The 12,240-nt window shown below is 63.6% G+C and carries 9 protein-coding genes; 3 read left to right on the plus strand and 6 right to left on the minus strand.

Going from position 1 to position 12,240, the window contains the following annotated elements:
- On the minus strand, positions 1 to 268 hold a 268-nt coding region (locus MJ643_RS20865; RefSeq protein WP_247726999.1), incomplete at its 3' end, for a heme utilization protein.
- Positions 269 to 609: 341 nt separating this feature from the next.
- On the opposite strand from MJ643_RS20865, the gene MJ643_RS20870 reads away from it, so the two are divergent.
- Entirely contained in the window at positions 610 to 1,362 is a 753-nt protein-coding gene (locus MJ643_RS20870; RefSeq protein WP_013974024.1) for a membrane protein, read from the plus strand.
- Positions 1,363 to 1,629: 267 nt separating this feature from the next.
- On the opposite strand, the gene MJ643_RS20875 is transcribed toward MJ643_RS20870, so the two are convergent.
- From MJ643_RS20875 to bglX, 4 genes are all read right to left on the minus strand, one after another.
- Positions 1,630 to 2,949 (minus strand): MFS transporter, encoded by a 1,320-nt coding sequence (locus MJ643_RS20875; protein WP_003258436.1) that lies wholly within the window; start codon positions 2,947 to 2,949, stop codon positions 1,630 to 1,632.
- Between the two features lie 279 nt (positions 2,950 to 3,228).
- Positions 3,229 to 4,563, minus strand: a complete 1,335-nt coding sequence (locus MJ643_RS20880; RefSeq protein ID WP_038410115.1) for a sigma-54 dependent transcriptional regulator — start codon at positions 4,561 to 4,563, stop codon at positions 3,229 to 3,231.
- Positions 4,557 to 6,314: an ATP-binding protein gene (locus tag MJ643_RS20885; protein ID WP_024087686.1), complete on the minus strand. Its 1,758-nt coding sequence runs from the start codon at positions 6,312 to 6,314 to the stop codon at positions 4,557 to 4,559. Before MJ643_RS20885 ends, MJ643_RS20880 begins: the two co-directional genes overlap by 7 nt.
- A 147-nt stretch (positions 6,315 to 6,461) precedes the next feature.
- Positions 6,462 to 8,753 (minus strand): beta-glucosidase BglX, encoded by a 2,292-nt coding sequence (gene bglX, locus MJ643_RS20890; RefSeq protein ID WP_196184452.1) that lies wholly within the window; start codon positions 8,751 to 8,753, stop codon positions 6,462 to 6,464.
- 186 nt (positions 8,754 to 8,939) lie between these two features.
- On the opposite strand from bglX, the gene MJ643_RS20895 reads away from it, so the two are divergent.
- Entirely contained in the window at positions 8,940 to 9,557 is a 618-nt protein-coding gene (locus tag MJ643_RS20895) for a TPM domain-containing protein (RefSeq protein ID WP_013974020.1), read from the plus strand.
- Between the two features lie 259 nt (positions 9,558 to 9,816).
- Positions 9,817 to 11,031, plus strand: coding sequence for an SAM-dependent methyltransferase (locus tag MJ643_RS20900; RefSeq protein WP_013974019.1), 1,215 nt, complete (start codon positions 9,817 to 9,819; stop codon positions 11,029 to 11,031).
- 44 nt (positions 11,032 to 11,075) lie between these two features.
- On the opposite strand, the gene MJ643_RS20905 is transcribed toward MJ643_RS20900, so the two are convergent.
- Complete coding sequence (locus MJ643_RS20905; RefSeq protein ID WP_013974018.1) at positions 11,076 to 12,083, minus strand: DUF4917 family protein; 1,008 nt, start codon at positions 12,081 to 12,083, stop codon at positions 11,076 to 11,078.
- Between the last annotated feature and the right edge of the window lie 157 nt (positions 12,084 to 12,240).

The raw sequence follows: 12,240 nt of genomic DNA on the forward strand, positions 1-12,240 counted from the left end.
CAGTGCGGTCGAAGCCGTCTTCGGCGAAGCGTTGACCACCAGTGCGGTCGAAGCCATCTTCAGCGAAGCGCTGGCCACCGGTGCGGTCGAAGCCATCTTCAGCAAAGCGCTGGCCGCCAGTACGGTCGAAACCATCTTCAGCGTAGGCAGCGGATTGGCTCTGGGTCGCTGCGAAGGTGTGGGCGTTGGTGCGGTTGAAGCCATCTTCGGCGAAAGCGCCAGCAGCGAAAACCGAGAGGGCCAGGGTAAGGATCAGTTTGTTTTTCATGGTCGTTGCTCCAGGGGTTTTTGAGGTTGTTTTGTTTCTATGGGTTTAATCCTACGCCGATTAATTTGATTAAAAAGCGCAAATAGTAGTGCTTAAAAATCGAATAGTTCGATATGTGTTGGCATGCATCTTGTGGCTCGGGCAGCGGTTCTGGCTCAGGTGTCCGCCCATGCGTCGACGTTCTGCCAGCCATTTCAGCTTGAGGCGGTGGAATTAATGGGGCGTTAAGGATGAAAAATTTGTCATTGAAGGCTGCTGAACGCATTTTTCATACATCACCAACCGATTTTTCAAATGCTGCTCAGCACCATCGCCGCACCTCAAACCGGAGCGGCACAACAATGAACAAACTTCCGCAAATCACCTTGGCCTTCTGGGTCATGAAGATCTGCGCTACCACCCTTGGCGAAACGGCGGGGGATTTGCTGTCGATGACCCTGAACATCGGCTATGCCCTCAGTTCGTTGCTGCTTGTCAGCGTGTTCCTGCTGACCTTGCTCGGCCAGCTGTACTCGCGCCGCTACCACCCGATGCTGTACTGGCTGGTGATCCTCTCCACCAGCACCGCCGGCACCACCATGTCCGACTTCATGGACCGCACCCTGGGCCTGGGCTACGCCGCGGGTTCGGCCATCCTCATCGGCATCTTGCTGCTGACCTTCCTGGTATGGCGCCTGAGCGGCAACCCGCTGGATGTCACCCGCATCAAGAACCGCACGGGGGAATTGTTCTACTGGGTGGCGATCCTGTTTTCCAACACCCTCGGCACGGCGCTGGGTGATTACCTGGCCGATGACTCGGGGCTCGGTTTTGCCGGTGGCGCACTGTTGATAGGCAGTGCCATCGCCTTGGTAGTGGTGGCCCGCTACTGGACACGCATCCCTGGCGTGGTGTTGTTCTGGGTCGCGTTCGTGCTTACCCGCCCGTTCGGCGCCACCTTGGGCGATTTCCTCACCAAGCCCCACGAGAAGGGCGGTTTGGACTTCGGCACGGTCGGCTCTTCGGCGGTGCTGGGCGGGGTGTTGCTGGTACTGGTGCTGATGGCCACCTGGTACCAGCGCCGTGAGCCGCGTCAGGCGTTGGAGATGTCCTGAGCCTGCTTTCCGATACCAGTGAGCCGATTAATTGGGCTATTCGGCTCACATTGTGAGCCGAATAGGATTTCTAATCGGCTCATCAGAAGGCTTCGGAGGTATGGCTTGTTGTTTGCGCTGTTGCTGAAACCAAGCGCCGTCCGCGCGGTGCGTCTCGCATGCGCTGGAGCCCTCAAACCGTACACCTGGATTGCATGACGCATTCGCATGTATGAAAAAAGGCGCCCCGAAAACGGGGCGCCCTTCTTCATTACCGCAAGCTCACACTCACTCAGTGGTAATCCGCGAGTGCTGCTTGGTGTCCTTCATGGTCGCGTAAACCAGCAGCGAGCAGGCGATGCAGGCGGTCACGTACCAGTAGAAGCCACTCTCCATGCCGGCGCTCTTGAACCATAGGGCCACGTACTCGGCGGTGCCGCCGAAGATCGACACGGTCAGCGCGTACGGCAGGCCCACGCCCAGGGCGCGGATTTCGGTGGGGAACAGCTCGGCTTTGACCACGGCGTTGATCGAGGTGTAGCCGCTGACGATGATCAGCGCCGCCATGATCAGGAAGAACGCGCCCCACCAGGTCTGGATGGTGTGCAGGGTGCTGAGGATCGGTACGGTGAACAGGGTGCCGAGCACGCCGAAGGCGATCAGGATCGGGCGTCGACCGATCTTGTCGGACAGGCCGCCTATCACCGGCTGCAGGCACATGAACAGGAACAGCGTGGCGGCCGAGATGGTGGTCGAGTCGCTGATGCTCATGCCAACGGTGTTGACCAGGTACTTCTGCATGTAGGTGGTGTAGGTGTAGAAGGCCAGGGTGCCGCCCATGGTCAGCCCGACCACGGTCATCAGCTCCTTGGGGTGGCGCAGCAGGGTGCGCATCAGGCTTTCCTTGGCCTTTTCCTTCTTGGTGAAGGAGGCGGTTTCTTCCATGCCGCGACGCAGGTACAGGGCCACCACGGCGCACAGCGCACCGATCACGAACGGTACGCGCCAGCCCCAGGCATACAGCTGCTCGGTGGTCAGGGTCTGTTGCAGGACGATCAGTACCGCCAGGGCGATGAGCTGGCCGGAGATCAGGGTGACGTACTGGAAGCTGGAGAAGAAGCCACGGCGGTCCTTGCTGGCCATCTCGCTGAGGTAGGTGGCCGAGGTGCCGTATTCACCACCCACCGACAGGCCCTGCATCAGGCGTGCAATGACCAGCAGGATGGGTGCGGCGACTCCGATGGTTTCGTAACCCGGGGTCAGGGCGATGACCAGCGAGCCTGCGCACATCAGCAGTACCGAGGCCATCAATGCGGCCTTGCGGCCTTTGCGGTCGGCGTACAGGCCCATCAACCAGCCACCGATCGGGCGCATGAGGAAGCCCACGGCGAAGATCGCGGCGGTATTGAGCAATTGTGCGGTGGAATCGCCAGCCGGGAAGAAGGCCTTGGCGAAGTACAGCGAGAATGCGGCGTAGACGTACCAGTCGTACCATTCGACCATGTTGCCGATGGACCCGCTGAAGATCGACTTCAGGCGGCTGGCGGTGGTTTTTTCTGTGGCAGGCGCGGTGGACGCCCCGGCTGGCAGGGAGGTGGCATTATCCATCAGGGATACCTTCTCGTTGTTTTTGTGGAGCGCGCCGTGGCGCAGCTTGCACAGGTGATTGCAGAAGGTGTGCCAAATGGGTGCATTGGGCTTCAAATGGGGGCGCTGTGCGCCCCTTCGCGGGCACGCCCGCTCCCACAGGGACCGCGTGACGTCTGACTCTTCGCGTTTCCCTGTGGGAGCGGGCGTGCCCGCGAAGGGCTGCAACGCAGTCCCAAAAGAATCCTGCTAATGAGCGGTTATTTGCTTAGTGAGCGCGCACGATAGGCGGATTTCCGCTCATTCCCGCTCGATGAAGTCCTCGCGCACCAACCCATGCCGCTGCATCTTTTCGTTCAGCGTGCGCCGCGGCAGCTGCAAGGCCTCCATCACCGCCTTGATTTCGCCCCCGTGCTGGCGCAGCGCCGCGCGCAGGCATTGCGCCTCGAACGCTTCCATCTGTTCGCTCAACGACTGCCCGGCAGGCGTCACCTCGATGTTCGGCGAGCCCAGCCCCAATGCATGGCGTTCCGCCGCGTTGGCCAGCTCACGCACGTTGCCCGGCCAGTCATGCGACAGCAGCTGCGCCAGTTGCGCGCCCGACAGTGGCGGGGCTGCGCGACCAAGCTTTTCGCCGGCGGCACGGGCAAAGTGCTCGAACAGCAGTGGAATGTCCTCACGCCGTTCACGCAACGGCGCCAGGCGCAACTCGGCCACGTTCAGGCGATAGGCAAGGTCTTCGCGGAAGCGCCCGGCGCGGGCTTCTTCGAGCAGGTCGGGCTTGGTCGCGGCAATGATGCGCAGGTCGACGCTGATGCTCTGGTTGGCCCCCAGGCGTTCCAGCTTCTGTTCCTGGATCACCCGCAGCAGCTTGGCCTGTTGGGCCAGTGGCATGCTTTCGATTTCGTCGAGGAACACCGTGCCACCGTTGGCGTACTCCAGCTTGCCGATGCGCTTGCCTTGGGCACCGGTAAAAGCGCCGCTTTCATGGCCGAACAGCTCGGCCTCGAACAGCGACTCGGGGATGGCTGCACAGTTGAGGGCGACGAACGGCTTGCCGGCGCGTGGGCCAAAATCGTGCAGGCAGCGGGCCACGCGCTCTTTGCCACTGCCGGTTTCGCCGCGGATCAGCACATTGACCGGCAGGCTGGCCAGGTCCAGCACTTGCCGACGCAGCTGTTGCAGGCCCTGGGACATACCCAGCAGTGTGCCTTCCAGGCGTGACTTGAGATCGGCCTGCTCGTGCAGCCGGCGGTTTTCCAAGACCAGCTGGCGCTTTTCCAGGGCCCTGCGCAGGCTGCCCAGCAGGTGCTGCGGGGTAAAAGGTTTTTCCAGGAAGTCGTAGGCCCCGCTGCGCATGGCTTCCACTGCCATGGGCACATCGCCGTGGCCGGTCAGCAGGATCACCGGCAAGTCGGGGTCGTCCGCCAGCAGGCGTTCGAGCAACTGCAGGCCATCCATGCCCGGCATGCGTACATCGCTGATGATCACCCCGGGAAAGTGCCGTGGCAGGTGTGCCAGGCATTCTTCGGCGCGGGCGAACAGTTGCACGCTGAAGCCCGACAGGCTCAGCCATTGCTCGACCGCCGTGCGGATACTGGCTTCATCATCGACGACGATCACTGAATTCAACATGCAGGCTCCAGGTCACGGGGGAGGGTAAGGCTCAGGCGCGCACCGCCAGGCAGGTTTTCGGCCTGCAGCTTGCCGCCGGCCTCGTGGACGATGCCGTAGGAAATGGCTAGCCCCAGCCCAAGGCCTTCACCCACCGGCTTTGTGGTGAAGAATGGGTCGAAGACCTTGGCCAGGTTGGCCTCGGCAATGCCGCCACCCGAATCCAGCACGCTCAGGCGCCATAGCTCGCCGTCGGGCTCGATGCGGATTTCCAGGCGTTTGTAGCGCTTGTCGGCCATGGCGTCGAGGGCATTGCGCAGCAGGTTGATCAGCACCTGCTCCAGGCGAATGGCATCGCCGCGCACCCAGGCCGGGCGCGCCAGGTACAGGGCTACCTCCACTTCTTCGCTGCGAATACGCGCCTCCAGCAGGTGCAGTGCCTGGTCGACCACGGTGGCCAGGTCGAGGCGTTCGCGCAGGCCGACCGGGCTGTTGCGGGCGAAGGTTTTCAGGTGACTGGTGAGCGCGGCCATGCGCGTGAGCATCTGCTCCAGCGGCTCCAGTGCCTGGCGTGCTTCGTCATATCGGCCATGGTCGAGCAGCAGACGCAGGGTTTCCAGCTGCATGCGCTGGGTGGTCAGCGGCTGGTTGATTTCATGGGCCATGGCCGCCGACATCTGCCCAAGCGCCGCCAGCTTGGCCGATTGCACCAGCCCCTCCTGGGCGGTGCGCAGCTCACGGGTGCGTTCCTCGACCTGGCGCTTGAGCTCCTCCCGGCTACGCTGGCGCAGGCGGGCAAGGCGCAGGCGCTGGCTGACGAACAGCGCAGCGAACACCAGGCTCAGCCATACGGCGGCGGCGCCGAGGGCGGCATTGCGACCGTCGGCGGCCACCTGCGGCTTGCGCAGCAGATGCAAGGTCCAGTTTTCACTTTCCAGCGGCAGGCTTTCCCACAGGTACTCGGCGCTACCCTCCGGGCCTTGCACGCGGCTGAGGGTGCTGTTGGCGGCAAAGCGGGTCAGCACCTGGTGCTGCAGCGGCACCAGCGGTTGCTTGTCGTACTGACGGGTTTCGGCCAGTTCGGCACGGTCGGCACCATTGAGCGGCTGCAGCTCGCGGTAGCGCCAGCCGTCCTGGTTGGCGATGAAGGTGATGCCACGGGCATCGCTGACCAGCAGGATGTCGCTGCCCTGGCGCCACTCGCGTTCCAGCTCGGGGAACTCCAGCTTCACCACCATGGCGCCGAGGAAGCGGCCATGCTCGTCGTTCACCGCGCTGGCGAGGAAGTAGCCCGGCACGCCACTGGTCACACCGACTGCGTAGAAGCGGCCACTGCCTTGGCTGCGGGTTTGCTTGAAGTAGGGGCGGAAACCGTAGTTGGAGCCCACATAGCTGCTGGGCAGCCGCCAGTTGCTGGCGGCGATGGCCAGGCCGGTGCGGTCGAGCAGTTCGAGGGTGGAGGAGTTGGCAGCGCCGTTGATGCGTTCGAGCTTGCGGTTCAGGGCGTCCTGCATCGGTTCGCTGACCGGGCCGCGCAGGGCGGCGATCAGTTCCGGGTCCAGCGCCAGCACGGCGGGCAGGGCGCGGTAGCGGTCGATCAGCGTGTGCAGGGCATTGGCGTACAGGCCCAACTGCTGGCTGGCCCGCTGGGCGTCGGCTTCCATGGCCTGGCGCTTGGCCTGGTGCATGGCCCAGCCGGCGCTGAGGGCGGTGCCCAGCACGATCAGCAGGGAGATCAGCCCCAGACGCAGGGCGCGAACGGAAAAGGGCATGGGGCGGATCCGGATGAATGGGGTATCAGGGCCGGCCTCTTCGCGGGTGAACCCGCTCCCACAGGTATCGCGCAGGCCATCTGCTTGCGGAGTACCTGTGGGAGCGGGCAAGCCCGCGAAGGGGCCGGTACAGGCAAAACCTGTCAGTTACAGCAGTTCAAAGCTCTGCTGTTGCACCGCCTGGGAATCCAGCCCGACCTGGACATTGAATTCCCCTGGCTCGGCAACCCGTTGCAGTTGGCCATTGTAGAACTTCAGGTCTTCTTCGCTGATGCGGAAGCTCAACGTGCGCGACTCGCCAGGCTTGAGCATCAGCTTCTGGAAGTTCTTCAGTTCCTTCACCGGGCGGCTCATCGATGCCGATACATCCTGCAGGTACAACTGCACCACGGTCTCGCCTGCCACCTTGCCGGTGTTCTTCACCGTCACCTTGGCTTCCAGCGTGTCGCCACGCTTGAGGTCCTTGTTCGACAGCTTCAGCCCCGACAGCTCGAAGCTGCTGTAGCTCAGGCCATAGCCGAACGGGTACAGCGGGCCATTCGGCTCCTCGAAGTACTGCGAGGTGTAGTTGCCCGGCTTGCCCGGTGTGAAGGGCCGCCCAATACGGGTGTGGTTGTAGTACATCGGGATCTGCCCGACCGAACGCGGGAAGGTGATGACCAGCTTGCCGGACGGGTTGTAATCGCCGAACAGTACGTCGGCGATCGCGTTGCCGCCTTCGGTACCGGCGAACCAGGTTTCCAGAATGGCGTCGGCCTGCTCGCGTTCCCAGGCAATCGACAGTGGGCGGCCGTTCATCAGCACCAGCACCAGCGGCTTGCCGGTGGCCTTCAGGGCCTTGATCAGCTCCCGCTGGCTGGCCGGTATTTCCAGGGTGGTACGGCTCGACGACTCGTGGGACATGCCGCGGGATTCGCCGACCACTGCCACCACCACATCGGACTGCTTCGCCGCCTTCACCGCCTCGTCGATCAGCACCGCGGGCGGGCGCGGGTCGTCGACGATTTCCGGAGCATCGAAGTTGAGGAAGTTCAGGTAATCGAACATCGCCTTGTCGCCGGTGACATTGGAGCCTTTGGCGTAGACCAGCTTGGCCTTGCCCTCCACGGCGCGGCGCAGGCCTTCGCGCACGGTCACCGAGTGCATCGGTTTGCCGTCGGCAGCCCAGCTGCCCATCATGTCGATCGGCGCATCGGCCAGCGGGCCGACCAGGGCGATGGTGCCGGCCTTTTTCAGCGGCAGGGTCTGGTTGTGGTTTTCCAGCAGTACCAGGCTGCGGCGCGCCACGTCACGCGCGGCATCGCGGTGTAGGCGGTCGTTGCCGTAGTAGTCCTTCAGGTCGGTTTCGGCCTTGCCGATGCGCACGTACGGGTCCTTGAACAGGCCCATGTCGTACTTGGCACCCAGCACTTCGCGCACTGCCTGGTCCAGTTCGGCCTGGGTCACTTCGCCAGACTTCAGCAGGCCTGGCAGCTCTTCGCCGTACAGGGTGTCGTTCATGCTCATGTCGATGCCGGCCTTGATCGCCAGTTTGGCGGCTTCGCGCCCGTCGCGGGCGACGCCATGGCGGATCAGTTCCTGGATGGCACCGTGGTCGCTGATGGTCACGCCCTTGAAGCTCCACTCCTTGCGTAGCAGGTCGTTCATCAGCCAGGTATTGGAGGTGGCCGGCACGCCGTTGATCGAGTTCAGCGCCACCATCACCCCGCCGGCACCAGCGTCGAGCGCGGCGCGGTAGGGTGGCAGGTAGTCGTTGTACATTTTCGGCAGGCTCATATCGACCGTGTTGTAGTCGCGCCCGCCTTCCACCGCGCCATACAGGGCGAAGTGCTTGACGATGGCCATGATGCTGTCGGGGTTGGCCGGGCTGCTGCCCTGGAACGAGCGGACCATCACCTGGCCGATCTTAGAGGTCAGGTAGGTGTCTTCGCCGAAGCCCTCACTGGTGCGGCCCCAGCGCGGGTCGCGGGCGATGTCGACCATCGGTGCGAAGGTCATGTCCAGGGCGTCGGCCGCGGCTTCGATGGCGGCGGTGCGGCCGACCTTGGCGACGGCGTCCATGTCCCAGGTCGCGGCCATGCCCAGGCCGATCGGGAAAATGGTGCGTTCGCCGTGGACGGTGTCGTAGGCGAAGAACATCGGAATCTTCAGCCGGCTACGCATCGCCGCGTCCTGCATGGGGCGGTTCTCGGGGGCCGTGCGTGAGTTGAAGGTACCGCCGATGCGCCCGGCGGCAATTTCCTCGCGGATCTTATCCTTGGGCATTTCCGGCCCGATACTGATCAGGCGCAGTTGGCCGATCTTCTCGGCTTCGGTCATCTGGCTGATCAGATGGTCGATGAACGCCTGCTTGTCCTGCAGGGGCGGGGCGGAGGGGGCGGCGAGTGCCGCCTGACTGGCAAGGCCCATGGCCAGGCCCAGCAAAGACAGTTTCATCATCAATTCCGTTGTGAGGCCTGTGCCGTATCCACGGTGATACGCGCGCGGCCGAAGTTTTCAGGCGGCTATTGTTGTACGATTCGCAGGCATTTCTTCCAGCGGCGGATTATGCCTGAATATGTCGCCTGCGGACGAAGCCCCGAATGCCGGGACAACAACTATAAGAACGCTCAAGAGACCGACGGCATGACCCCCCTCGACGAATACCATCAGCGCCAGATCGCCGAAGCCATTGCCCGTGCCGAACGGCGCACCGATGCCGAACTGGTGACGGTGCTGGCCCGCCGGGCCGACGATTATGCCTACTGGCCGTTGTTCTGGGCCGCCGTGCTGGCGCTGGCCGTGCCGGCCCTGTTGCACTGGCTGCTGGGTTGGCCCGGAGTGCGTGGCTTGCTGGTGGCCAATGTGCTGCTGTTCGTAGGCTTGTGCCTGCTGCTGCGCAGCCCGCGCCTGGCCGGCTGGCTGATCCCCCGGGCCCTGCGCCGCTGGCGTGCTTCGCGCCTGGCCCGCCAGCAGTTTCGCGAACAGAACCTGCAGCGCACTGCTGGTGCCACGGGCGTACTGATCTTCGTCAGCGAGGCAGAGCGGCATGTGGAGATCCTGGTCGACCGCGGTATTGAGCGCCATCTCGATGCCACCGCCCGCGCGGCCATCGTCGCCCGCCTTGCCGAACAGGTACGCCAGGGCCGCACCTTGCAGGGGTTTGTCGAGTGCATCGAGGCATGCGGCGAACTGCTCAGCGAACATGTGCCGCCTACCCATGCACGTAACGAGTTGCCCAACCGGTTGGTGATTCTCGATTGAGCCGAACCCCGATGGCTTGACGCGCCCCCCTGTAGGAGCGGCTTTAGCCGCGAACACCGGCGCAGCCGGGGCCATGCACCGCGTTGGATTCTTCGCGGCTAAAGCCGCTCCCACAGGGTACGCGTACCGCTTGCGAATTCGGTTCCCTACGCGACAGCGCAGCCCAAAGGACTGGGCGATCTCCCACAGGAAGTTAGCCACCCTGTAGAATGCGTGCATTGCGCCATGCGCTCCCCGCTACCCGAGGCACCGTTTTTCCATGTCCGCCAGTTCTTCTGCCCCATCCGCGCCGGATGCGCGCACCCAGTTTCTCGACCTGCTGAACGCCGCCCTGCATGGCAATACCCTGGTCAAACTGGTATTGGCGCGCCATGTCGGTGCCGACCAGACCTTGCAACGGATCATTGCTAAGCCGCTGCAGGTCAAGGGCCAGCCGTGCCTGTCGCTGGTCTATCGCCACCAGACCCGTGACATCACCCGCAATCTGGCGCTGGAGCAGGCCCAGGCGCTGGTCGCCGAGCTGCTACCGGACAGCTTCCGCAACGCGCACCTGTTCGATGCCGACGGTGAAGTGCAGTTGACCTTCAGCAAGAAGGGCAAGCCCATGCTCCAGCGCCACGGCGCACAGGCGCCACGCGAAGCTGCCAGCAGCAGCGGCCATGACCGCGAGAAGAAGCGCTATCTGGAGCTTTCACGGCCGTTCCTGCGTGACCTCGGGGTTACTGACGCACAAGGCGCGCTGATACCGTCGATGTCGCGCAAGTGGAAGCAGATCAACAAGTTCATCGAAGTCTTCGACCACGCCCTGGCCAGTGCACCGGTGCCGGCGGAGCAGGCGCTACGGGTGGCCGACTTCGGCTCAGGCAAGGGCTACCTGACCTTTGCCATGCACGACTACCTGCGCAATAGCCTGGGCCGCGAAGCGCAGGTAACCGGCGTCGAGCTGCGCCAGGACATGGTCGACCTGTGCAACGCCGCCGCCTTGCGCCTGGAGCACCCGGGCCTGGAGTTCCAGTGTGGTGACGTGCGTAGCGTGGTGCCCGAGGCCATCGAAGTGATGATTGCCCTGCATGCCTGCGACATCGCCACCGACTACGCCATCCACACCGGCATTCGCTGCAACGCCGCGATCATCATGTGCTCGCCGTGTTGCCACAAGCAGATCCGCCCGCAACTGCACAGCCCGGGGTTGTTGCAACCGATGCTGCAGTACGGCCTGCACATGGGCCAGCAGGCCGAAATGCTGACCGACAGCCTGCGCGCGCTGTACCTCGAAGCCTGCGGGTACGAGACCAAGGTGTTCGAGTTCATCTCGCTGGAGCACACCAACAAGAACAAGATGATTCTTGCGGTGAAGCGGCGCCAGGCAGGGGACAACGGCGCGTTGCTGGAGAAGATCGGGCAGCTCAAGGCCTTTTACGGGGTGCAGGAGCATTGCCTGGAGACGTTGTTGCGTGCGGATGGGTTGCTCTGACGTTACGACGCCAGGCAGCTCCTGCAACTGACTGCGTTGAGCGATCAGGTGCGAGCTGGCGCCTCGATAGCCAGTTCTGCCTGTCCCAACGGATGCGTACTGGCATCAAAGAAGTGCAGCATTGTCCCCGGCATATCCCCGAACCTGTCGACAAAATGCTGCTTCTGGTTGATCACCGATGCCTCGCTCAACGGCCTTATGGCAATCGACAGATGCGTCGGTCGGGCCTGTCGGATGGCTTCGAGCAGATGCTGGTCACTGCTGTCCAGGTGCAGCCCGAACAGGCATAGCCCCTGGCTTTCCCGCGCCAGTTGCCCCAGGCACCAGCCCAGGTAGTCAGAGTTGCGGATGGCGCGCAGCTTCTCGTCGCTGCGGTCTTCGTTGACGAACAGCGGCACTTCGCCCGGGATGTTCACGGCAAAACCATCAAGCAGTTCGGCGCTGTCGGCACTGCGTTGGCGGGTGGTACCGTCGGGCAGCTTGAGCAGGTGCAGGCCGCCATGCAGGTGCAGCACCCGCGTGCCTTCGCCGTTGGTGCGGCGCACGTCGAAGAAGCCTTGCTCGTCGAACAGTTCGGCGAAACCCTGCGGGGCGTGTTGCACGGCCCACGGTAGCAGCAGGTCGTAGTTGCTGGTGTAGACGCTGCGGTAGCCGCGCAGGGCCTGGTTGAGGGTTGCCAGGGTCGTGGCCGGCATGAGTGGCCACGGCAGGTGCACCGTGCGTACGGCGTGGATCAGCGCTTCCTTGATCGAGTAGTAGCGGTTCAGCGGCGCGGTGGAGTTGATGGCCAGCGCGGCGTTGGTGCGCACGGTGGTGTTGAGGGCGCTGAGCACCGGCTCGAACAGTTCCGTACCCAGTGACTTGAACAGTGCCTGGTCGCTGACGGCCAGGCCTTTCTTGCGCCCGGCACGTTGCGCTTCCTCGAACAGCGAGAAGTAGCCGAACGGCTTCCACAGCACGCGGCTGGCGCCGTTGCCCAGCAGCAGGGCGTCGCAAGGGTGGCGGGCGGCGAGTTCCGGCCAGGGGGTGAGAGTGGCGTCTAGTGCGGGCATGCTGGGGTCCGTTGGGTGGAGCGGGAACGGGGGCGACTTTAGCATGTCATGCAAGGCGTGCGAGGGTTGGTGTCCAGGCAACTGCTTTGTGCAGGCTGCACTGGCCCTATCGCCGGCAAGCCAGCTTGTGTCTTCAAGGTCTCTTAAACTCGAAAGG

The sequence above is a fragment of the Pseudomonas sp. PNPG3 genome, assembly GCF_023093815.1.
Taxonomy (GTDB): Bacteria; Pseudomonadota; Gammaproteobacteria; order Pseudomonadales; family Pseudomonadaceae; genus Aquipseudomonas; species Aquipseudomonas asiatica.